24 protein-coding genes are annotated in these 23,038 nt (G+C 26.7%); 2 read left to right on the plus strand and 22 right to left on the minus strand.

Annotated elements, in window-relative coordinates:
• Window positions 1–5 precede the first annotated feature (5 nt).
• The 15 genes from pknB to dapF form a co-directional block, all read right to left on the minus strand.
• A complete protein-coding gene (pknB, locus tag BUA19_RS03995) occupies window positions 6–1,964 on the minus strand; it encodes a Stk1 family PASTA domain-containing Ser/Thr kinase (RefSeq protein WP_178137449.1) in 1,959 nt (652 codons plus the stop codon).
• A gap of 10 nt (window positions 1,965–1,974) precedes the next feature.
• Entirely contained in the window at window positions 1,975–2,721 is a 747-nt protein-coding gene (locus BUA19_RS04000; RefSeq protein WP_072723913.1) for a Stp1/IreP family PP2C-type Ser/Thr phosphatase, read from the minus strand.
• Window positions 2,722–2,738: 17 nt separating this feature from the next.
• Window positions 2,739–3,764, minus strand: coding sequence for a 23S rRNA (adenine(2503)-C(2))-methyltransferase RlmN (gene rlmN / locus BUA19_RS04005; protein WP_072723915.1), 1,026 nt, complete (start codon window positions 3,762–3,764; stop codon window positions 2,739–2,741).
• A gap of 7 nt (window positions 3,765–3,771) precedes the next feature.
• Window positions 3,772–5,103 carry a 16S rRNA (cytosine(967)-C(5))-methyltransferase RsmB gene (rsmB, locus tag BUA19_RS04010; protein WP_072723921.1) on the minus strand — a complete coding sequence of 444 codons (1,332 nt, stop codon included), beginning with the start codon at window positions 5,101–5,103 and terminating at the stop codon, window positions 3,772–3,774.
• An 83-nt stretch (window positions 5,104–5,186) separates the two neighbouring features.
• On the minus strand, window positions 5,187–5,870 hold the full coding sequence (locus tag BUA19_RS04015; protein ID WP_072723923.1) for a zinc metallopeptidase: 684 nt from the start codon (window positions 5,868–5,870) through the stop codon (window positions 5,187–5,189).
• Window positions 5,860–6,621 (minus strand): DUF116 domain-containing protein, encoded by a 762-nt coding sequence (locus BUA19_RS04020; protein WP_072723925.1) that lies wholly within the window; start codon window positions 6,619–6,621, stop codon window positions 5,860–5,862. Before BUA19_RS04020 ends, BUA19_RS04015 begins: the two co-directional genes overlap by 11 nt.
• A gap of 1 nt (window position 6,622) precedes the next feature.
• Window positions 6,623–7,555 carry a methionyl-tRNA formyltransferase gene (fmt, locus tag BUA19_RS04025; protein WP_072723927.1) on the minus strand — a complete coding sequence of 311 codons (933 nt, stop codon included), beginning with the start codon at window positions 7,553–7,555 and terminating at the stop codon, window positions 6,623–6,625.
• A 15-nt stretch (window positions 7,556–7,570) separates the two neighbouring features.
• Window positions 7,571–8,023: a peptide deformylase gene (def, locus tag BUA19_RS04030; RefSeq protein WP_072723929.1), complete on the minus strand. Its 453-nt coding sequence runs from the start codon at window positions 8,021–8,023 to the stop codon at window positions 7,571–7,573.
• A 24-nt stretch (window positions 8,024–8,047) separates the two neighbouring features.
• Window positions 8,048–10,510 carry a primosomal protein N' gene (priA, locus tag BUA19_RS04035; protein ID WP_072723931.1) on the minus strand — a complete coding sequence of 821 codons (2,463 nt, stop codon included), beginning with the start codon at window positions 10,508–10,510 and terminating at the stop codon, window positions 8,048–8,050.
• 45 nt (window positions 10,511–10,555) lie between these two features.
• Complete coding sequence (coaBC, locus tag BUA19_RS04040) at window positions 10,556–11,752, minus strand: bifunctional phosphopantothenoylcysteine decarboxylase/phosphopantothenate--cysteine ligase CoaBC (protein ID WP_072723933.1); 1,197 nt, start codon at window positions 11,750–11,752, stop codon at window positions 10,556–10,558.
• 5 nt (window positions 11,753–11,757) lie between these two features.
• Entirely contained in the window at window positions 11,758–12,009 is a 252-nt protein-coding gene (gene rpoZ / locus BUA19_RS04045) for a DNA-directed RNA polymerase subunit omega (protein WP_072723935.1), read from the minus strand.
• 1 nt (window position 12,010) lies between these two features.
• Complete coding sequence (gene gmk / locus BUA19_RS04050) at window positions 12,011–12,625, minus strand: guanylate kinase (protein WP_072723938.1); 615 nt, start codon at window positions 12,623–12,625, stop codon at window positions 12,011–12,013.
• Between the two features lie 14 nt (window positions 12,626–12,639).
• Window positions 12,640–12,918: an extracellular matrix/biofilm regulator RemA gene (gene remA, locus BUA19_RS04055; protein WP_072723940.1), complete on the minus strand. Its 279-nt coding sequence runs from the start codon at window positions 12,916–12,918 to the stop codon at window positions 12,640–12,642.
• Window positions 12,919–12,929: 11 nt separating this feature from the next.
• The gene (locus BUA19_RS04060; protein ID WP_072723943.1) at window positions 12,930–13,811 is read right to left on the minus strand and encodes a YicC/YloC family endoribonuclease; all 882 of its coding nucleotides are present in this window, start codon (window positions 13,809–13,811) and stop codon (window positions 12,930–12,932) included.
• A gap of 2 nt (window positions 13,812–13,813) precedes the next feature.
• Window positions 13,814–14,641: a diaminopimelate epimerase gene (gene dapF, locus BUA19_RS04065; RefSeq protein WP_072723976.1), complete on the minus strand. Its 828-nt coding sequence runs from the start codon at window positions 14,639–14,641 to the stop codon at window positions 13,814–13,816.
• Window positions 14,642–14,849: 208 nt separating this feature from the next.
• On the opposite strand from dapF, the gene BUA19_RS04070 reads away from it, so the two are divergent.
• Window positions 14,850–16,634 (plus strand): Rqc2 family fibronectin-binding protein, encoded by a 1,785-nt coding sequence (locus tag BUA19_RS04070; RefSeq protein ID WP_072723944.1) that lies wholly within the window; start codon window positions 14,850–14,852, stop codon window positions 16,632–16,634.
• A gap of 103 nt (window positions 16,635–16,737) precedes the next feature.
• Window positions 16,738–17,229, plus strand: coding sequence for a DUF1097 domain-containing protein (locus tag BUA19_RS04075; protein WP_072723978.1), 492 nt, complete (start codon window positions 16,738–16,740; stop codon window positions 17,227–17,229).
• Here the strand turns inward: BUA19_RS04075 and BUA19_RS04080 are convergent.
• The 7 genes from BUA19_RS04080 to BUA19_RS04110 all read right to left on the minus strand — a co-directional run bounded on the left by BUA19_RS04080 (window position 17,226) and on the right by BUA19_RS04110 (window position 22,635).
• Complete coding sequence (locus BUA19_RS04080) at window positions 17,226–18,476, minus strand: uracil-xanthine permease family protein (RefSeq protein WP_072723946.1); 1,251 nt, start codon at window positions 18,474–18,476, stop codon at window positions 17,226–17,228. The two genes, BUA19_RS04075 and BUA19_RS04080, sit on opposite strands and share 4 nt — an antisense overlap.
• A 92-nt stretch (window positions 18,477–18,568) precedes the next feature.
• The gene (gene pyrR, locus BUA19_RS04085) at window positions 18,569–19,105 is read right to left on the minus strand and encodes a bifunctional pyr operon transcriptional regulator/uracil phosphoribosyltransferase PyrR (protein WP_072723948.1); all 537 of its coding nucleotides are present in this window, start codon (window positions 19,103–19,105) and stop codon (window positions 18,569–18,571) included.
• A 155-nt stretch (window positions 19,106–19,260) separates the two neighbouring features.
• Entirely contained in the window at window positions 19,261–20,169 is a 909-nt protein-coding gene (locus tag BUA19_RS04090; RefSeq protein ID WP_072723950.1) for an RluA family pseudouridine synthase, read from the minus strand.
• A gap of 10 nt (window positions 20,170–20,179) precedes the next feature.
• The gene (gene lspA, locus BUA19_RS04095; protein ID WP_207645971.1) at window positions 20,180–20,602 is read right to left on the minus strand and encodes a signal peptidase II; all 423 of its coding nucleotides are present in this window, start codon (window positions 20,600–20,602) and stop codon (window positions 20,180–20,182) included.
• An 85-nt stretch (window positions 20,603–20,687) separates the two neighbouring features.
• Window positions 20,688–21,209, minus strand: coding sequence for a TraR/DksA C4-type zinc finger protein (locus tag BUA19_RS04100; RefSeq protein WP_178137450.1), 522 nt, complete (start codon window positions 21,207–21,209; stop codon window positions 20,688–20,690).
• Window positions 21,210–21,219: 10 nt separating this feature from the next.
• Entirely contained in the window at window positions 21,220–21,498 is a 279-nt protein-coding gene (locus BUA19_RS04105; protein WP_084601933.1) for a DUF5665 domain-containing protein, read from the minus strand.
• 39 nt (window positions 21,499–21,537) lie between these two features.
• Window positions 21,538–22,635 carry a GerAB/ArcD/ProY family transporter gene (locus tag BUA19_RS04110; RefSeq protein ID WP_072723954.1) on the minus strand — a complete coding sequence of 366 codons (1,098 nt, stop codon included), beginning with the start codon at window positions 22,633–22,635 and terminating at the stop codon, window positions 21,538–21,540.
• Between the last annotated feature and the right edge of the window lie 403 nt (window positions 22,636–23,038).

Raw genomic sequence — 23,038 nt, forward strand, 5'->3', positions numbered from 1 at the left:
CTCCTTTATTCAAAATTTACTGAAATAGTTTCATATAATTCATTATCTACATATATCTCATATTCTTTTTGACCTGTTCCTTTTATCGGAACTAAAACTATATTTCCTTTTTCTTTTGTATTAATTTCCTTACTAAATATTATTTTCGATGTGTCTTTTCCTATTTCTTTAACTAATACTTTTACAATTTCCTCGTTTTCAGGCAATTCAATAGAAATTTGCTTTTCAAATATATCTTCATTTTCTTTTTCATCATCTTTTTGTTGATCTTTATCATTATAATTCAAATCTTCACTATATTCATTAACAATCAAATCTATTTTAGAACCTTCTTCTACATATTGATTAGCTTTTATACTTTGATGTAATATTACTCCCTCTTTCTTTGTTTTATCTTCTTTATAAGTTATATTTCCTATTGTAAATCCTTCCAAACTAATTCTAGCATCTTCTAAAGTTTTTCCAATCAAATTTGGAACTTTTATTAATTTTACTTCTTTACCTTTACTAACAACAAGATCTATTCCTGTACCTTCTTCTACTTCCGTAAAAGCCTTTGGTCTTTGATCTAATATAGTTCCCTCTGGTAAAGAACTAAATTTATATTCTATAATACCTTCTTTAAGATTATTTTCTTCTAATATTTTATCAGCCTCTTCTAATTTTTCTCTTATCAAATTAGGAACACTAACAGGTTCTCCACCCTTACTGACATCGACTTTTACAACTTGTCCTTTTTTTATTGGACTTCCCGCTTTAGGGATTTGAGTTATTATATGATCTTTTTCTATTGAATCATCATATAATTCTCTTCTTACTTCAACTTTAATTCCTATTGCTTCTAATCTTTGTTTTGTTTCATCCAATGTTGTATTTTCCAAATTTGGCATTTCATATTGCTTTACAACAAACAAATCTTTTACCATATACGCTGTAAAAGTCAATCCCAAAGACAAAATTAATGCAAGAGAAATAGCTAATAAAGTTAATAATTTCTTATTAGTTTTTTTCTTCCTCATATCTGTTTTAACTCCTTCTTCCTTGTAATCTTTGACCATTTTTTGTTTTATTTCTTCATTTAATGTATCGAGTTTTTGAGTAGCGTAATACTCATAATCCTGTTCAAAATCAGGTTCAACATCATTTTCTATATATTCTATATCTCTAATTAATTCCTCAGCAGTTTGATATCTATTCACTTGATTTTTTTGAGTTAATTTGCAAACCAACATTCTTATTTCTTTAGGTATTTTAGCTTCCATTTCACGAGAAAAAATTACTTCTTCATTTATGTGTTTTAAAGCTATATTGACAGGAGTATCACCTCTAAATGGAACTTTACCTGTAAGCATTTCATATAAAACTATACCTAAAGAATATAAATCTGAACTTTTATCAATATATCCCCCTCTTGCTTGTTCAGGAGAAAAATAATGAACAGACCCTATAACGCTACCCATAGCTGTTATAGTAGTACTAGTTGCAGCTTTAGCTATTCCAAAATCTGCAACCTTTGCAAGCCCATCTTTTGAAATCAAAATATTATGTGGTTTTATATCTCTATGTATTATACCATTTTTATGAGCTTGACTTAAAGCCATGGCTATTTGCTTAGTTATATTAAGAGCATAAAAAGGCTCAATAGTTCCTTCCTTTTTTATAAGCTCTTTTAAATTTAACCCATCAACATACTCCATTACTATATAATGAATTTTATCATCTTGTCCCACATCATATATACTTACAATATTAGGATGAGTAAGACCTGCTGAAGCTAAAGCTTCATTTTTAAATTTTAAAACGAACTCTTCATCATCAACAAATTCCATTCTCAACACTTTAATAGCTACAATTCTATTTAATATTCTGCATTTAGCCTTATATACAAAGGCCATTCCTCCATCTCCTATTTTCTCTAGTATCTCATACCTATTATCAAGTACATTTCCTACCAAGTTTATCACCACTCTCTAATTAGATTGATATACATATAACAGATATATTATCATGGCTACCTTTTTCTTTTGCTAGAGAAATTAATTTAGTACAACACAAATCTAAATCAATATTGCTACTTAATACTTCCTTCATTTCTTCTATTAAAACGCTATTTGTAAGTCCATCTGTAGTCAATAATATTTTATCATTTTTTTTAATATTTTCTTTATAAAAATCTATTTTTATATATTCATCTGTTCCTATAGCTCTTGTAATTACATTTCTTTGTGGATGAATTAAAGCCTCTTCCTCTGTTATAGCACCTTTATCCATTAATTCTTGAATTAACGAATTGTCTTTTGTAATTTTTTTTAATACTCCATCGCTAAACAAATAACATCTACTGTCCCCAATATTTGCAACATACAAGTTGTCTTTATAAATTAATGCTGTTGTTAAAGTAGTTCCCATTCCTTGATACTCTTTCTCATAAAAAGAAGTTCTATATACTATAGTATTTGCATAATTATAAGATTGTTTTAATACAAATTTAATTTCATTTTCATCTTCATAGTTGCATTTTATTAAATTTTTCTTTAAAAAATATAATGTATTTTCCACCGCTAATTTACTGGCAACTTCTCCTTTTTTATGTCCTCCCATACCATCAGCTATAATAAATATTCCTAATTTTTTATTATTATCAAGTATAATTTCCCCGCCACAAAAATCCTCATTTTGTTTTCTAGCATTACCTATATCAGATAAAATCTTATATTCCATAAAATCACCCCTATAAATTATAAATGCTTTCTCCTCAATTGACCACACGCTCCATTAATATCACTTCCCATTTCTCTTCTTATAGTTGCTGTAATTCCTCTTTTATTTAATTCATCTCTAAATTTATATACAAAATCCATTTTAGGTTTTTCAAAATTTCTCTCTTCAACTTTGTTTATAGGTATCAAATTCACATGACATAAAAGTCCTTTTAATCTATTTGCTAAAATTTCAATATCTTTTTTAGTATCATTAAATCCCTTTATTAATGAATATTCAAAAGTAACTCTTCTATTTGTATTTTTTATATAATACTTACAAGCTTTAATAATTTCATCTATAGAATATGCCTTTGCTATTGGCATTATCTCTTTTCTTTTTTTATCATCAGGAGCATGAAGAGATATAGCCAAATTAATAGGAAGTTTTAAATCAGAAAGTTCATATATTTTTGGCACTATTCCACAAGTCGATAGCGTAATATGTCTATAACCTATATTTAATCCATTTTTCTCATTAACTATTTTTAAAAATTGCTTAACTTCATCAAAATTATCTAATGGTTCTCCACTTCCCATAAGAACTATATTGGATACTCTATGACCTATATCTTTTTGTATTTTCAACACCTGGTCTATAATTTCCCACGATTTTAAATTTCTTTCAAGACCATCAATAGTAGATGCACAAAATGAACATCCCATTCTACATCCTACCTGAGTTGAAATACATACAGATATTCCATGTTCATATTTCATCATAACACTTTCTATTATATTATCATCTTCTAATGCAAATAAATATTTTATCGTTCCATCTATTTTAGATTCAAACTTTTTATATATCCTTATATTACCTACACTAGCTATACTTGAAAGCTTTTCTCTCAAGCCTTTAGACAAATTACTCATTTCATCAAAACTTTCTACACCTTTATATAACCAACTAAAAATTTGATTTCCTCTAAAAGATTTTTCTCCTATATTTTTTATAAATTCCTTTAACTGTTCTTCTGTTAAAGATTTTAAATACACTTTTTCCATATTATCACTACCTTACTTTTCTTATTTTAGCTATAAAAAATCCATCCATTCCATGAATATGAGGATAAAGTTTTATATATCCTTTTTCTTGATTTTCCAAATCAATTTTTATATTGCTTATAGGTTCAAGTTCAAAATTATCATTTTCCTTTAAAAAGTCATTTATTATCTCTATATTTTCTCTATCTTCTATTGTACATGTACTATATACTAATAATCCACCTTTTTTTACATATTTTGAACTATTTTTTAATATATTTTTTTGTATTTGTGGAAGATTCAAAACTTCTTTTTTAGTCTTATATTTGATTTCTGGTTTTCTCCTTATTATTCCAAATCCAGAACACGGCGCATCTACCAATACATAATCAAACTTTCCTATGTTTTTTTCATCAATATTAAGTGCATCGAATTTTTCAACTTTAACATTGTTAAGCCCCAATCTTTTAACATTTTCACTTATAAGTTTTAATTTATGCTCAAATATATCTCTTGCAACAACTTGTCCTGTATTTTCCATCAAAGTTGCTAAATGAGTAGCCTTTCCTCCTGGAGCAGAACAAACATCTAATATACGAGAATTTTTATTTGGATTTATAATATGTCCAATAATCATAGAGCTTATATCTTGAACTTGAAAATATCCCTTTTTAAACATTTTATTATTTTCTATATTTTTTAAATTTTTTACCATTATTGCCTCTTCTACTATTTTTACCTTTTCACACTCTATACCATAATTTTTTAGTTTTTTAATGAGTTCATCTCTAGATATCTTTAAAGTATTTGTTCTTAAATATAAATTAGGTTTTTCACTATTCGCTTCTATTAAATCTTGTGTAAATTCTTCTCCAAAATTATTAATCCAATTTTCAATTATCCATCGTTCATAGGAATACTTTACCGAAAAATATTTTATCAAATCTTTGTTTTTATCTGGATATTTTATTTTCTCTTGATTTCTAACAATATTTCTCAAAACTCCATTTACAAAACCTGATGCTTTTTTATGATATTTTTTTGCTAAATTTACACTTTCATTTACCGCTGCAAACTCCTTTACACTATCTAAAAATAAAATTTGATATATTCCCATTTGAAGTATTATTCTAACATAAGAAGATAATTTATTCGATTTAATACTTGAAAATTTATCTATAACATAATTTAAAAAATACCTATTTTCAACAACTCCATATATAATTTCCGTTGCAAATCCTCTATCTACATCTTTTAAATTACTATTTTTAAGATACTTATTAACTCCTATATTTGAGTAAAGCCCTTTATTTTCTATATCATATATAGCATTCAATGCTACTTCTCTTGCATTTTTCATATAATCTCTCCTTTTTTATTTTTCAAAAAAATCCCCATATTATTTTTATCCTTCAGAATAAAAATAATATGGGATTTATATTATTAATCATCTCTACTATTTCTTATAAGCACTAATCTCAAAAGCTGTAATATAGCACTTGCAGCTGCTGCAATATAAGTAAGTGCCGCTGCATTTAAAACTCTCTTGCTCAATTTTTCTTCATCAAATGTTATTAAATTATTCGCTACTAATTCATCTATAGCTCTAGATGAAGCATTAAACTCAACAGGCAAAGTTATAACTTGAAATAAAACAGCTGCTGAAAATAAAAGTATTCCTATATCTAAAAATAATCTACTAGCCACAAAACCCATCATTATAAATATCCAAGACATAGACGAACTTATATTTACAATAGGAACTAAGCTATTTCTGAACACAAGTGGAAAATAAGCATTTGCATGTTGAATAGCATGACCTACTTCATGTGCAGCAACAGAAATAGATGCAATAGATGTTCCATAGTATACATCATTTGAAAGCCTTAAAACCCTACTCCTAGGATCATAATGATCGCTTAACATTCCACCTGTAACTTCTATACTTACATTGTTTAATCCATTTCTATCTAATATATATCTTGCAACTTCTGCTCCAGTATATCCCCTTAAGCTCTCTACTCTTAAATATTCATTAAATGTAGTTTGAACTTTTATTTGAGCATAAAATGCAAGTATTATTGCCGGAATTAATATTATAAAAGTCGGATCAAATCTATAATACATTATAATCACCTCCTAAAAAAAAGTTTATAGCTTTTTCCACTTCTAAAATGTCTATTTCCGTATCAAAACAAGGTCCATTTGGTCTCTTGTTAAATATTCCAAGAACCGGTAACTTAGATACATCTTGAATTCCACTAGTTAAATCTCTTTCACACGCAATAGCAATTACTACTTTGGGTTTATTTTCCATTATTATTCGTCTAGCAAGAGTTCCTCCAGTTGCAACGAAAACTTTTACTTTATATTTTTGTTTTAATTTGACTAAATCACCTACATTGCATTTTCCACACTGTCTACAATTTTTTATATCATTTGTCACTTTATATTTACAAAAACTTTTTTGTATACAATGAGGTGTTAATAGCATTATATCTTCAGCTTTTAAGTTATAATCACTGGCATATATATATTTATTATTTAAATTTACATATACTTTCCTTATATCATTTTTAGGTATTTTAAGTAATTTACTTATAACTATAATAAATGGATATAATATATTTACTATTTTTAAATTCAATTTAATAATAGTTTTGTTGATTTTTTTCCCTTTTAATACTAAATAAGATACAATTATCGCTAATAATATTACAATTATTATTAATAAAAAAATCACATTAAAAAATATCACAAAAAAATTAGTTACATTTATATTTTTTCCACTAATTATATAGTTAATTCCCATATATAAACTAACAAAAAACATAACCAAAGTAAACATGGAATAAATAAACTTATTTTCATTTGCCATTTTATTCACCTAATACTACTTTTTCATCTATTTCATTTCCTTTTATATATTCTTTTACATACATTCTCTTCTTACCTGGCATTTGAATTTCCTCTATCAATAAAATACCATCTTTTGTAGATACATAAATTCCATTTTGATCAACTTTAAGTACAGTTCCTGGCTTTTCATTTGATTTTTTATCTAATACCTTTGACTTCCATACTTTCATTGTTTGCCCCTTGTATTTTGTAAAAGAACTTGGCCATGGATTTGTTCCTCTTATCAAATTAAATATATCTTTAGCACTTTTATTCCAATCAATACTACCAAGACTTTTATCCATCATAGGAGCATAACAAGAAAGCGAATCATCTTGAACTTCTCTAGGTGCTTTATTTTCTTTTATTAATTTTAAAGTATCTCTTAAAACCTCTCCACCTAAAATACAAAGTCTATCGTGAAGCTCTCCTGCTGTTTCTTCACTCCCTATTTCAATTTCAGCTTTTAAAATCATATCTCCCGTGTCAAGACCTTCATCCATATACATTGTTGTAATTCCAGTTGTTTTTTCTCCATTTATTATAACCCAATTTATAGGAGCAGCACCTCTATATTTAGGCAAAAGAGATGCATGAACATTTATACATCCATATTTAGGTATAGACAGTATTTCCTTTGATAATATTTGCCCAAAAGCTACAACAACAATTATATCTGGATTTAAACTTTTTAAAAATTCAACAAACTCTTTATCTTTAACTTTTTTAGGTTGATACACGTCAATTCCATATTTTAATGCCTCCTCTTTTACTGGAGGCATAGACATTTTTTTACCTCTTCCTTTAGGTTTATCTGGTTGAGTTATAACACCTAATATCTCAATCCCTTCTTCTATTAAAACTTTTAAAGATGGTACAGCAAAATCAGGAGTTCCCATAAATACAGCCTTCAAACAAATCACCTCTTTTTATCTTTGTAAATTTCCTTCCACCTTGTCTATAAATAAAATCCCCTCTAAATGATCTATTTCATGACAAAGTGCTCTAGCTAAAAGCCCTTCTCCTTCTATGATTATTTCTTCTCCTTTTCTATTAAAAGCTCTAACTTTGACTTTATTAGGTCTAGTAACTTTTCCAAACTTTCCAGGTACGCTAAGGCATCCTTCATCATCACTTTGCTTTCCACTTTGTTCTATAATTTCAGGATTTATAAGTTCTATAAGCCCTCCTCCTATATCTATTATAACTACTCTCTTTAAAATCCCTACTTGAGGAGCTGCAAGTCCTACTCCATCAGCATCATACATAGTCTCAGCCATATCATCAAGCAATGTAATTATTCTTGAATCTATTTTTTCAACTACCTTTGATTTTTTCCTTAAAACCGGATCTCCCTCTTTTCTTATAATTCTAAGTGCCATAATAATAACAACCTCCTTATATGTTTATAATGTATTAAATGGATTTATATCTATACTTATATTTATATCCTTATTAAATATCAACTCTCTTTTTTGTATACATATATATTTTATTATACTCTTTAACAATTTTATTTCAATATCTATATCTTTTAATAATATTTGCCATCTATAGTTTAAATTAATTTTAGATATAGGACAAGGGTTTGGCCCTAAAATAAAATCGTATTTTTCATAACCTCTTTTTCTAAGTATATAAATAATTGAATCATATAACTTTTGTGTGTTATCAACTACTTTTTTTTCATTTTTTCCATATACAACTACACTAATTAAATTATTAAATGGAGTATAATTAAAAGCATTTCTTATTTTTATTTCATCTTCATAAAAACCTTCGTAATCATAATTCAATGCGTGCTTTATTGCATAATGTTCTGTATCATAAGTTTGAAGTATTACTCTTCCATTTAAATGAGCCCTTCCTGCTCTACCTGCAACTTGATTTATTATTTGAAATGTCCTTTCAGAACTTCTAAAATCAGGAAAATTCAAAATCATATCAGCAGATAATATTCCAACAAGTGTTACATTTTCAAAATCAAGCCCCTTACCTATCATTTGTGTACCAATAAGAATATCAGCTTCTTTATTTTTAAATTTATTTAAAATTTCTTCATGAGATCCTTTCTTTGAAGTAGTATCTTTATCCATTCTGAGAACTTTTGCATATTTAAAATAACGTTTAACTTCTTCTTCTATTTTTTCAGTACCTATCCCAAATTCTTTTACATAATTACTTTTACATTCTGGACATTCCTTCGGTATAACCACTTCATACCCACAATAATGACATTTACCTACATTTTTTATTTTATGATATGTTAAAGATATTTCACAATTTAAACATTTAAAAATATACCCACATTTTCTACACGATATAAAACTCGCATATCCCCTTCTATTCAAAAATAATATAATCTGATTATTACTTTCTAAATTTTCTTTTATAGCTTCAAATAATTTTTTACTAAATATACTTTTATTTCCATTATCTAATTCTTCCTTCATATCAACAACTTCTATAAAAGGCATTTCTTTATTATTGGCTCTATTTTTAAGCTCTAATAATTCATATTCCCCTGTCTTACATTTATAGTATTCTTCAATAGGCGGAGTTGCTGATCCCAATATTAAAATACAATTTTCTAATTTAGCTATTTGCTTAGCAACTTCTATTGAATTATATTTCGGGTTCATTTCTGATTTATAAGAATTCTCATGAAATTCATCAATAATTATTACCCCTAAATTGCTGAATGGTGCAAATAATGCAGATCTTGCCCCTATAACAATTTTTGCATGTCCCTCTTTTATTCTTCTATATTCATCGTATTTTTCACCACTTGAAAGTTTACTATGAAATACAGCTATTATATCTCCAAATTTATTTTTAAACCTAGCTATAGTCTGAGGTGTCAACGAAATTTCTGGAACTAAAACAATACTGTCCATATCATTTTTTAAAGCTTCTTCTATTATATTTAAATAAATTTCAGTCTTTCCACTTCCAGTAACACCATAAAGCAAAAATGGTTTTTTATTTTCTTTATATATTGTTTTTTTTAATTTACTCAATACATTTAATTGTTCTTCATTTAAATTTATTTTTTTGTTCTTTACTATATAATTTATTTTTGGTTTTCTATAATAATTAAGCTTTTCTATATTTATTAGTTTTTTTTCTTGTAAAGACTTTATAGACTGCTTACTTACATTTAACAAATTCATTAAATCTCTCAATTGAATATTTGGATTGTTTTTTAAAAAATTCATTACATCAGCTTGTTTAAAAGCCCTTTTTTTAATCAAAACTTTTACTATTTCATCTACTTCTTCATTTGATATATTTAAACTTATATTATAAATATACTTTTCATTTTTTATACTTTTATACTCCCAACATATATCTACTAATCCTCTATTTTTTAATTTTTTTACTATACTTTCTATTCCTTTGCCTATTTTGTTTTTTAAATATTCTAATTTAATTTTTCTTTTATTGTTTATTAATTCTTGCAATACATGTTTTTCTCTTTCTTCTAAATCATCAAATTCTTCTTTTACAAGTTTTACTACTTTATAATTATCCACTCTTACACCTTTAGGATACATACAATTAATAGCATCCATAAAAGTACACATATACTCTTCTCTCATCCATTTGATAATTTCTATATCTCTTTCTTTCAATATGGGCTTTTCATCAATTACATCTATAATTTCTTTTAATTTAAAATTTATTTCTTCAAAAGAAGTTATTTCAAATACAAAAGCTTCTATAGGCTTATTTCCCCTTCCAAAAGGAACTAATACCCTATGACCTTTTTTTATTTCATCTATTAAAAACTCAGGAATTTTATAAGTATATAATTCATCAGTATGATTTGAATTATTACTAACTACAACTTTTGCATATTTGTTCATATCATACACCTACTTAATTAGAAAAATAAGCATCTATATAGATGCTTATTTTAATAATAATTTTATTTTATCTAAAATTATATTTGCAATATCAGATTTGCTCATTTTAGGATATTGTTCGATATTTCCATTTTTGTCTATTATCTTAACTATATTCGTATCTACCCCAAAACCAGCTCCTTCTTGTGTTAAATCATTTGCAACTATAAAATCTAAATTTTTATTTTTTATTTTTTTCTTAGCATTTTCTATTAAATCATTCGTTTCTGCTGCAAAACCCACTAGCACTTTATTTTTTTTCATTTTTCCTATTTCTTTTAAAATATCATAATTTCTATCAAGTTCTATACATAAATCTTCATCACTCTTTTTAATTTTTTTACTTTGTTTGTATTTAGGTTTATAATCTGCTACAGCTGCTGATTTTATTATTATATCATTATTTTCTAAATTTTCCATAACTACATTATACATATCATCTGCAGATTCTACTTCTATAAATTTTTTAACTCCTACAGGTATATCTAAATTTGTTTTTCCCGATATTAAAGTTACATTAGCTCCTCTTTTTACAGCTTCAGCTGCTATAGAATATCCCATCTTACCACTTGATCTATTCGTTATATACCTTACAGGATCTATACTTTCTATCGTAGGTCCTGCTGTTATTAATATATTTTTTTCATTCAAATCTTTTTTATCTGTAAATATTTCAATAATTTCTTTTACTATATTTTCAGGAGAAGCCAATTTACCTTTTCCAACATCTCCACAAGCGAGCCTCCCAGATTCTGGCTCTATGAATTTATATCCAAATTTTATAAGTTTTGATATGTTATCTTGCACTATTTTATTTTCATACATATTAGTATTCATCGCCGGAGCTATTACTACTTCAGCTTTAGTAGCCATAACTGTAGTTGATAACATATCATCAGCTATTCCATTAGCAATTTTTCCAATTATATTAGCTGTAGCAGGAGCTATTAAAAATAAGTCTGCCCATTGTGCCAATGATATATGTTCTACATCCCATGTTTTTGGCTCTTTGAACATATCCGTAATAACAAAATTTTGGCTCAAACTTTGAAAAGTTAAAGGAGTTACAAATTCTGTAGCAGACTTTGTCATTATCACTTTTACATTGGCATTTAATTTTTTTAATCTACTGACAATATCACAAGCTTTATATACTGCTATTCCTCCAGAAACCCCAAGAACTATATTTTTCCCACTTAACATTTTTGTTACTCCTTTATGTTATCTTTATTTTTCTTATCTTCCTGCATTTTTTCAACTTCCTCATTAGTCATAGGTCTACAAGTTATTTTATCTTGAGCAACTTCATAAGTAGCTATAGCTACAGGTTTATTCTCTTTTACATCAACTAACCCTTCATCTCCATCTATTAATTTTCTAGCTCTCTTTGAAACTGCAATTACTAAACTATATCTGTTATCTATTTTTTTTAAAAGTTCATTTATTGATGGATTTAACATATTATAATTCCTCCTTAAACATTTTTATTATATCATTTTTATATCTTGATACTCTATTTTTTTCAGCATTAATTATGTTTTGAAGTTCGCATGCAGACTTTTCTACATCTTCATTTATTATAAAATAATTATAATTTTCTATTTTTTCTATTTCAGAAAGTGCACTTCCAAATCTCTTTTTAATATCTTCTTCGCTTTCTGTCCCTCTCTTTACAATTCTATTTTTTAATTCTTCTAAAGATGGTGGAAGTATAAATACAAAAACTCCATTTGGATATTTCTGTTTTACACTCATAGCTCCTTGAATATCAATTTCAAGCAATACATCTTCTCCTTTAGAAAGAGTTTCAAAGACATATTTTTTTGGAGTACCATAAAAATTGTCGTATACATTTGCGTATTCTAAAAATTCATCCTTATCTATCATATCTTGAAATGTTTCTTTTGTAATAAAATAATAATTTACTCCGTGTATTTCTCCTTCTCTTGGGCTTCTTGTAGTTGCCGAAACAGAAAGTTTTATTTCACTATTTTTTCTTAAAAGTTCTTTGCAAATAGTTCCTTTTCCAGCTCCAGATGGACCTGAAACAACTATTAAAAGTCCTTCTCTTTTCATCCATATCTTCCTTCCTATTCTTCATGATTATTATGATGATGGTGGTGATCTTCTTTTGTTGAAAGTCTATGTGCTACAGTTTCTGGTTGAACAGCAGAAAGTATTAAATGCTCACTATCAGTAATTATCACAGCTCTAGTCCTTCTACCGTAAGTAGCATCTATAAGCATCCCTCTTTCTCTAGCTTCTTGAATCATTCTTTTTATAGGAGCTGATTCAGGACTAACTATAGCTATTATTCTATTTGCTGAAACTATATTTCCAAATCCTATATTTATAAGCTTAATTGCCATTATATATCCTCCTACTCGATATTTTGAATTTGTTCTCTTATTTTTTCTAATTCACTTTTTACTTCTACTACTAATTCTGTTATTCTTAAATTTGAAGATTTAGAACCTATAGTATTTATTTCTCTATTCATTTCTTGAATTAGAAAATCAATTTTTCTTCCTATTAAATCATTTAAATCTATCGTTTTTTCTATTTGTTTAATATGACTTTTAAATCTCACTATTTCTTCAGTTATATTGCTTCTATCTGCGTATATTGCAACTTCCTGAGAAAGTCTATTTTCATCTATATCTATAGTATCTCCTAATAATTCTTTTATCCTATTTTCAAGTTTTTCCTTATATTCAATAACTACATTATATGAAAGGCTTTCAATTTCTTCAATATATTTTTGTAAAAGAGAACATCTTAATTTTATATCTTGAGAAAGTTTAACACCTTCTACTTCTCTCATATCTTTTAATTTTAAAAGAGCATTAATCAAAGCATTTTTTAAAGAATTCCATATAATTTCCTCTTCTTCTTCTTTTTCCTCCATTTTAATTACATCAGGAAATTTAGCTATACTTAATACAGATATATCATCTATTACATTTATCTCTTCTTTTATTTTATTTAATATATTATAATACTGTTTTGCTAAATTTATATCCAAATTTAAACTTATATCACTTTCACCTATTAATTCAAATTTAATAAATAAATCTACTCTTCCTCTTTTAATGTATTCTTTTACTAATTGTCTTACTTTATCTTCTAAAAAAGATATTTTTCTAGGTATTTTTACACTTATATCTGTATATTTATGATTTACACTTTTACATTCTACAATAAAGTGAAATTTTTCATCTTTATATTCTCCTCTTCCAAATCCCGTCATACTAACAGCCATGTTTAACCCTCCAATATACCTTGACAAATTTTCACTGCACTTCCTTGCATATATATATAATCATCTATAATTTCTATTAATAATTCTCCTCCTTCTGATATTGCTTTAACTTTATTTGAAGTTTTATTCAAGTAATACGCCATGGCAACACTAGCACAAATTCCCGTACCACAAGCAAGAGTATATCCACATCCTCTTTCCCAAGTAGAAACTAAAATATTTTCTTTATCTAACACCTCAACAAAATTTACATTAGTCTTTTCTGGAAAAATACTGTTTTTTTCAATTTCAGACCCGTATTTCAATAATTCTTCTTTATCTATTTTATCAACAAAAACTACTGTATGAGGAACTCCAACAAGTAATGAAGATATTTTAATATTTTTATCTACAACAAATATATCCTCATTAATAAACATATTTTTATCAGTTTTTACAGGAACACAATTAGAATCAAATTTTGCTTTGCCCATATTTATTTTAATACTTTCTATTTTATCGCCATTTAAATTTAATTTAACATCCTTTATTCCATCTAAAGTTTCAACCTTAAAAATATCCTTATTTACTATTTTTTTATCATAAACAAATTTACAAAAACACCTCAATCCATTTCCACACATTTTAGCACGTGATCCATCAGAATTATAATATATCATTTTACAATCCACTTTATCTGATTTTTTTACAATTAAAAGACCATCTGCTCCTATTCCAAAATGTCTATGACATACTTTTTTAGCAAAATCTGAATAATCTTGTATGCAATACTTTTCTCCATCCACAACTATAAAATCATTTCCAGCCCCATGCATTTTCCAAAATTCAATCATACTCTCCCCTCCTACAAAGTTATATTATATATTTTGTTTTAATAAAAATAAATCAAAAACTCTCTAATTATTACAATTTCTTAATATTTTTCTTTTAATTGTAGAATTTTAATTTATAATATATACTAGTACAAAGTACAATTTATTATTAAAATTATATAATTCCCTATAAATTTAAAAATAAACTGGAAAGCGAGGACTTTATATGGCATTAGATGGAATAGTTATCAATTCTTTAATCAAAGAACTTTCTTCTAAACTAACAGGTGGTAAAATAGACAAAATATACCAACCTGAAGATGATGAACTCCTTCTCAACATAAGAAACGAAGGAACAAATTATAAATTACTACTTAGTTCAAATAGCTCTAATCCAAGAGCATATATAACTAATACATACAACAAAGAAAACCCTATAAAAGCACCCATGTTTTGTATGGTTCTTAGAAAACACATTCAAAACGGAAAAATAGTAAACATACATCAACCAGATTTTGAAAGAATTATTCGAATAACTATAGAATCTCTAGATGAACTAAAAATAAAAAAAACAAAAGATTTAATTATAGAAATAATGGGAAAACACAGCAATATAATACTTGTAGATAATGAAGAAAACAAAATATTAGATTCTATAAAAAGAATACCATTGAGTATAAGCAGATATAGACAAGTTCTTCCAGGACAAAAATATGTCAATCCCCCATCTCAAAATAAATTAAATCCACTAAATGAAATATCACAAGAAAAATTTATAAATACACTTATCAACAACAAAAAAGAACTATATAAAGCTATATACTCTTCATTTAAAGGAATAAGCCCATTAATAGCCAAAGAAATATGCTTTAGAAGTAATATTGATATAGATATTAATACAAATTATATTGATAAAAAAGATTTTAGCTCACTATACAGTGCATTTACTAGACTTTTTAAACAAATAAAAAATAATATATTTTATCCTTGTATTGCTATTGATAAAAGACTAAATAAAGTTATAGATTTTAGCTGCATAAAAATAACAATGTATAACCACTATTCTTTTATAGAAAATGACAGTATAAGCTTTATTCTCGATAAATATTACTACGAAAAAGATATTAAAGAAAGAATAAACCAAAAATCACAAAATCTAAGAAAAAACATTTCAAATAAATTAGATAGACTTTATAATAAACTCAAAAAGCAAAAAGAAGAATTATTAGAATCTGAAAATGCTGATATCTACAAAACCTATGGTGAATTGATAACATCTTATATATACATGATAAAAAAAGGAATGAGTGAAATTGATGTTGTAAATTTCTATAATCCTGATGGCGAAAACATAAAAATAAAACTAGATAAAAAACTAACTCCATCAGAAAACGCACAAAAATACTTTAAAAAATACAACAAACTCAAACACGCAGCAATAGAACTTAAACATCAATTAAAAATAACCAATGAAGAAATTGAATATTTAGAAAATATACTATTTAATATAAACAACTGTGAAAATCTAGATGAGCTTGAAGAAATAAAAGAAGAACTAATAAAAACAGGATATATTAAAGGCAAAAACTCTAATAAAAATAAAGATAAAAACAAATTAAAAACTTCACCTTATGAATTTATATCATCAGATGGATTTAAAATTTATGTAGGTAAAAATAATAAACAAAATGATTATCTCACTTTAAAAATGGCATCTAGCGATGATATATGGCTTCATACAAAAAATATACCTGGATCTCATGTTATAATAAAAAGCGAAGGAAAAGAAGTTCCTGAAAATACAATATTTGAAGGAGCAATGCTTGCTGCGTATTTTAGCAAAGCAAAAATGTCATCTCAAGTCCCTGTAGACTATACAAAAAAGAAAAATATAAAAAAACCTAACGGCGCAAAACCTGGAATGGTAATTTACGAAACAAATAATACTATATATGTTACTCCATCAGAAGAATATATTATAAAAATTAAAAATAATAAAGAAAATGAATAAGCGAGGAATTTTTCTCGCTTATTTTATAACTTTTCAAAAAATAAACTTTATTTTTTTTAATTTTCTTGATATAATGAAGTTCCTTGAAATTTTTATAGAAAGGATGATTGTTATTAGCGAATTACTATTAATATCAATATTTTCTGCTGTTGTAGCTATAATTTGGGGAAGTGCTAGCTTTTTAAGTGGAATATTTACATGGGTAGGATTTGCAGGATGGACAAGTTTTTGTGTAGCTGATGGAACCGATCCCCTAAAAAAAGCAATAAAATCATATATATGCAATTTAAGTGGTGTATTTTGGGCAAGCGTTACACTTTATATAAGTAGTTTAATAAATATTCCTGCAATAACTATAGTTCTTACAACAGGAGTTGCAACTGTATTTTTAATTTATCAATCTAGATTTAACATACTTTCTTGTATTCCATGCTGTTTTATAGGATGTTTTGTAACATTTGGATTAAATGGAGATTATAAAATGGCTGCAACAGGATTATTATGTGGAGCAATACTTGGATATTTAGGAGATAAAACAGGAAAACTTGCAAGTAAAATAAAAAATAAAGACATACAAATAGAAAAAGCATCTTAAGATGCTTTTTCTCTATTTAACACTTTATTAAGTAACACTCCAATTATGGCTGCAAGACTTAACCCCGTTATTTTGACAGTTGAAGTAACTGGTATTCCAATAACTATTCCTTTACTTTGAAAATAATTTGTTCCAAGTCCTATTGTTAATATTGAAATCATTATTACAATATTTGAAACTTTAAATTCTACATTGCTATTTTTTATAGTTTTAAATCCAATAAATGCTATCATAGAAAACAACATTAGACTTATTCCACCCATTACTGGAGTTGGTATAGTTCTGAGAAAACTTCCCACTTTACTTATACATCCAAGTACTATTGCAAATACTGCTGTAATTCTAAGTATAGATGGATCGTAATTTTTAGTTATAGCAAGCACTCCTGTATTTTCTCCATATGTTGTATTAGCAGGTCCTCCTATAAATCCACCTATAATTGTCGCAAGACCATCTCCTATTAACGTTCTATTAAGCCCTGGATTTTCTATAAAGTTTTTACCAACTACTGCTCCATTTGTAGTTATATCCCCTATATGCTCCATAAAAACAGCTAATACCACTGGAGCAATTACAGCTATTGCTCCTATCTCAAATTTAGGCAATGTAAAATTTGGAATCAAAATCCAAGAAGCTTCTTTTATAACACCAGTATCTACTATTCCTAATTTTAAAGAAATAACATATCCTACTGTTACAGCTATTAATATTGAAAGTTGTTTTATAAATCCTCTTCCTAAAAAAGTTATCAAAATAGCTATTAAAAGAGTTGCTATTGATACTATATAATTGCCAGACGCCATATCAAATGCTACTGGTACAAGGTTTAACCCTATAACCATAATCATTGGTCCTGTAACTTGAGCAGGAAAATATTCTTTTACTTTTTCAACTCCTACTTTTTTTACTATAAAAGACATTATAACATATAAAATCCCCGCTATTACTATTCCACCTTGAGCATAAGATAAATCTCCATTATATATTTGTTTAACTGTAAGTATTACAGGTATAAATGCAAAACTTGAGCCTAAAAATACAGGAACCATTCCTTTAGTTGCTAAATGAAATATTAAAGTGCCAAGTCCAGCTGATATTAATGCTACAGATGGATCAAATCCAGTTAAGATAGGAACAAGTACTGTTGCTCCAAACATGGCAAGTAAATGTTGAATTGCTAAAACTACTTTTTTAATATTTTCAGATGCCTCAAAAGATTTGTTAACAGATAGGTTTAATGTTTTCATAAAAATACCTCCTTTATTTTTTATAAGGAGGGAGAAAAATTTCTCCCTTTTTCAGTCTCTCTGGACTGAATTAAAAGGTCTAATTAGATTATTTACTTTTCATTTATAGAAACATAATCTTGACCGTCAATTTCATTTAAATTCACACTTATAATTTCACTCTTTGATGTTGGAACATTTTTACCTACATAATCAGCTCTTATAGGAAGTTCTCTATGTCCTCTATCTACAAGTACTGCAAGTTGTATTAATTTTGGTCTTCCTATATCCATAACTGCATCCATGGCAGCTCTTACAGTTCTTCCTGTATACAAAACATCATCTACTAAAACTATTTTTTTATCATTTATATCAAAATCTATATTTGAACCGTGAACTATTGGGTCTACATCTTCTTTAGTTAAATCATCTCTATATAAGGTTATATCTATCTCACCTACTTCGACTTTTTTTCCTTCTATTGACTCTATTTTTTTACTAATTCTATTCGCCAAAGGAACTCCTCTGGTTTTTATTCCAATTAAAACCACATCTTCTATTCCTTTGTTTTTTTCTATAATTTCATGACTTATTCTAGTTATAGCTCTTCCCATAGCCTTTTCATCCATTAATTTAGCTTTTTCTTTCAAGAATTACACCTCCATAAATACAAAAACTTCCTGCCAGACGGCAAGAAGTTATAATAATCCCATAAAAATTTTTAGTATAATCCTTGCCAGCCTCTCTGGACTGAAATTAAAGGTATTTTATCTACTTCTAACAAATTGTATCATTAAAAAATATTTTAGTCAAGTATTTTTAATAATTTTTGAAAATAATCTGGAAGTTCTGATGTAAATTCCATATACTCTTTAGTAGTTGGATGGATAAATCCTAAAGTTCTTGCATGTAAAACTTGTCCATTTAGATTAAATTTAGAACTTTTAGGCCCATATACACTATCTCCAAGTAAAGGATGTCTATTATATGATATATGAACTCTTATCTGATGAGTTCTCCCCGTTTCAAGTTGTGCTTGAACATATGTATATTTTTCAAATCGTTTAATTACTTTAAAATGAGTTACAGCTCTTTTACCATTAGGTACTACAGCCATTTTTAATCTATCAACAGGATGTCTTCCAATCGGAGCATTTACAGTTAAATTATCCTCCTTTAAAACGCCATGGCATATCATTTCATATTTTCTAGTTATACTATGCTCTTTTAACTGCTCTGCCAAAAAATTATGTGAATTGTTATTTTTAGCTATCATTAAAAGCCCTGATGTATTTTTATCTATTCTATGAACAATACCTGGTCTTATCACTCCATTTATTGAAGATAAATTACCCCTACAATGATATAAAATAGCATTTACTAAAGTCCCTGTATAATTTCCCGGTGCTGGATGAACAACCATACCTTGAGGTTTATTTACTACTAAAACATCTTCATCCTCATACACTATGTCTATAGGTATATTTTCTGGTTCTACTTCTAAAACTTTAGGTTCAGGTATACTTATTCTGATTTTATCATCTTCTTTTACTAAATATCTCGGTTTTTCCTTTTTATCATTGACAAGTACATTTCCCTCTTTTATTAACTTTTGTATAAATGATCTAGACATTTCTCCTAATTCATTTGATAAAAAAACATCTAATCTATTTCCTTCATCTTCCTCTAAAACTATAAACTCTTTTTCTTGCATAAAATTCCTCCTATTCTTTGCCCCAAATTATAGTATATGAAAGTAATATTCCTCCTATTACAACACATATATCTGCTACATTAAAAACAGGCCATACTATAAAATCCAAAAAGTCAACTACAAAATTCAATCTTATTCTATCTATTAAATTACCTATTGCTCCAGATAAAATCAATATTAAAGAAATTCTTGTACATACTCCTAAATTTTTATTGGAAAATAAATAATATAGAATAAATACAGTTACCCCTAGCGAAATTGTAATAAAAAACCATTTTTGATTCTGAAGTATTCCAAAAGCAGCCCCCCTATTTTCTACATATGTAAGATTAAAAATATTTTTAACAATAACAATCGATCCTACTTGAGATAAATACTTTAAAACAAAATATTTTGTTATTTGATCTAACCCTATTAAAAATAAAATTAACATTATGCTCACGTATACAACCCCCTAATAAATTAATCCATAAAATTATACCATAAAATAAAATGCCATGGATACTTTCCATAGCATTTTAAAAATCATCTTCTACTTGATCATGTTCTTCATTTCTATTCAAATCTGCTAAATCTTCAACTATATCACTATAAAAATAGTCTCTCTTATTTAAAAGTTCTTCTTCAATTGGTCTATAATCTTGATTTTTATAAATTTTATCGTATTCACTTGAACAACTAAAACATAAAGAACTTTCCGGAATTATATCTAATCTTTCCTCTTCTATTTCTTTTTTACACTTTTCACATATTCCATAAGTTCCATTATTTATCCTTTCTAATGCTGCATTTATTTGATACAATCTATTTTTTTCATTATCTCTTAAATTCATATTCATTTCTGCCATAAAAACTTCCGTTCCCATATCTGCCGGATGATTGTCATATCCCGATAATTCTCCAGTATTTTCTCTCATGCTAACACGTGTAGTATTATCTCCGTAAACAGTATTATCATCAATTTCATCTATTAAATTTATAACTTTTTCTCTTTCCTTTAAAAGAATTTTTTTATAATAATTCAAATCTATATTCCCCATATTTTTCCTCCTATCTGTAATTTTCAATAACATCTAACAGTTTTGCTATATACTGCCCTATCAAAGGTAAATTTACCCAACTTTTCAATATATAAAATACTACAGCTGCTAAAATAGTTAACCCTATAGCTGTTCCAAGTCCTCTAGCAAGTCCAGCTATAAAATTAATATAAATAAGTCTTAACGGATTGTTCATTAAATCTGTATATTCTCTCAATCTGCTTTTATCTAACATTTGAGCTATTTCATCTAATTTTTTTTCTATTTTATCCATTTTATCCTCTTTCAATTATTTTCCCCCTACTTCAAATTAATTATTTATAAAATATTATTTCTTACAACTAATAAAAATTTGCTTAACATATAAAAGTATTAATGTAAAAATAGGGATAAAAACTTGCAACGGTATGTGTATATACTTAACTACAAATTCAAGCCCTATTTTTATATGTTCAAAATAATTTTTTGCTATAATTTGAGATAAAAATAAAACAATAATTCCAAATGGAATTGCCAATATTTTCGTATTATTTAAATTCATAATTTGAGATGTTCCTAAAATAGCAGCATACATAAAAATTGAAATTTTAAAAAATCCTCCAACAACTAATGTAACGACAAATAAAGTATCTAATCTCTCTAAAAAACCTATTTTTAATACACTTACAGTCTGCAAAAAAGGCGAAACAGATACACTTGCTATTTCTAAACCTAATACTCCTATAAATAGTATTACATTTATAGACAATATAATCCCTTCAATAACAACAGCTAATATAGCTATTTTTCTTACCTTATAATTTTCAAATACATAAGGATAAAACATAGTAAATACAATTTCTTCTCCATATGGAAATGCTATAAGTTGCCATCCATTTATTATCACTTCTAAAAAACCATTTTCCAAAACAGGTTTGAGATTATTCACCGTAAATAATCCTTCTGTAAATATCGCCAATATAAACACTACAATAGGCATACCTACTAATATTACAAATGTCAAATTAGCAAGATTAACAATAACTTCAATACCTTTATATAATCCATAAGTTATAACTATAATTAAAAACACACCCACAAAAAACATCGGGGTATTATTTAATCTAGTATTAAATATCATTTCTTCATAATCCCTTAACACTCTTGATGCTATATATGTAAAATAACATATGTAAACTCCACTTAAAATATTTCCCAAAAATTTTCCATAAATTTTTGGCATATATTCAACCAAACTATCTTTAGGATACTTATAATGTAATGCTGTATATATAATTTGTAAACAAACCCCTGATAATGAATAAAAAAACATAGCTATCCATGCATCTTGTTTTGTCTTTGGGCCCAAGAAAAAAAGGATTGCACTACCATAAGGCAAAATAATCATCATAATAAAAAGCTGATACGGGGTTATTTTGTATCTCAAATTTTCCACCTCAATACTATATTCATTTCTATATTTTAACCAAATTATTTCAAAAACATTACATAATGTATTCCTTCATTTAGCATATTCACTTTTCACAAAAATATTCTTCTACAAAAAATAAAAGACTGTTGTTAATTGGGTCTATAATATTTAGTGTTGGTGAAAACTAACACTAATTTTTTGTATAAAAAAACGAGACAAGAGAGAATCACTTAGTTATAATTTAATCACCACAAAAAAATCATAAAAGGAGTGATTTCTCATGTCTCATAATAATTTTATACTAAATTTGCTTAATTTAAAAGACCCTAATATAACTTTTAATGATAATTATTACTCTGAAGAAATTATTAACAATGTTAAATCTAAAGTTTTTTATGCTACATTAACCTATATGCCT

It is taken from the genome of Tepidibacter thalassicus DSM 15285 (assembly GCF_900129915.1).
Lineage (GTDB): Bacteria > Bacillota > Clostridia > Peptostreptococcales > Peptostreptococcaceae > Tepidibacter > Tepidibacter thalassicus.

Bases quoted from the DNA above. Each gene is read 5' to 3' on its own strand.
- BUA19_RS04000 (WP_072723913.1), bottom strand. From the start codon at position 2,721: ATGGAATATAAGATTTTATCTGATATAGGTAATGCTAGAAAACAAAAT.
- rlmN (WP_072723915.1), bottom strand. From the start codon at position 3,764: ATGGAAAAAGTGTATTTAAAATCTTTAACAGAAGAACAGTTAAAGGAA.
- rsmB (WP_072723921.1), bottom strand. From the start codon at position 5,103: ATGAAAAATGCAAGAGAAGTAGCATTGAATGCTATATATGATATAGAA.
- BUA19_RS04015 (WP_072723923.1), bottom strand. From the start codon at position 5,870: ATGTATTATAGATTTGATCCGACTTTTATAATATTAATTCCGGCAATA.
- BUA19_RS04020 (WP_072723925.1), bottom strand. From the start codon at position 6,621: ATGGCAAATGAAAATAAGTTTATTTATTCCATGTTTACTTTGGTTATG.
- def (WP_072723929.1), bottom strand. From the start codon at position 8,023: ATGGCACTTAGAATTATAAGAAAAGAGGGAGATCCGGTTTTAAGGAAA.
- priA (WP_072723931.1), bottom strand. From the start codon at position 10,510: ATGAACAAATATGCAAAAGTTGTAGTTAGTAATAATTCAAATCATACT.
- coaBC (WP_072723933.1), bottom strand. From the start codon at position 11,752: ATGTTAAGTGGGAAAAATATAGTTCTTGGGGTTTCTGGAGGAATAGCA.
- rpoZ (WP_072723935.1), bottom strand. From the start codon at position 12,009: ATGTTAAATCCATCAATAAATGAACTTTTAAAAAAAATAGATAACAGA.
- gmk (WP_072723938.1), bottom strand. From the start codon at position 12,625: ATGAAAAGAGAAGGACTTTTAATAGTTGTTTCAGGTCCATCTGGAGCT.
- remA (WP_072723940.1), bottom strand. From the start codon at position 12,918: ATGGCAATTAAGCTTATAAATATAGGATTTGGAAATATAGTTTCAGCA.
- BUA19_RS04060 (WP_072723943.1), bottom strand. From the start codon at position 13,811: ATGGCTGTTAGTATGACGGGATTTGGAAGAGGAGAATATAAAGATGAA.
- BUA19_RS04070 (WP_072723944.1), top strand. From the start codon at position 14,850: ATGGCATTAGATGGAATAGTTATCAATTCTTTAATCAAAGAACTTTCT.
- BUA19_RS04075 (WP_072723978.1), top strand. From the start codon at position 16,738: ATGATTGTTATTAGCGAATTACTATTAATATCAATATTTTCTGCTGTT.
- BUA19_RS04080 (WP_072723946.1), bottom strand. From the start codon at position 18,476: ATGAAAACATTAAACCTATCTGTTAACAAATCTTTTGAGGCATCTGAA.
- BUA19_RS04090 (WP_072723950.1), bottom strand. From the start codon at position 20,169: ATGCAAGAAAAAGAGTTTATAGTTTTAGAGGAAGATGAAGGAAATAGA.
- lspA (WP_207645971.1), bottom strand. From the start codon at position 20,602: ATGTTAATTTTATTTTTAATAGGGTTAGATCAAATAACAAAATATTTT.
- BUA19_RS04100 (WP_178137450.1), bottom strand. From the start codon at position 21,209: ATGGGGAATATAGATTTGAATTATTATAAAAAAATTCTTTTAAAGGAA.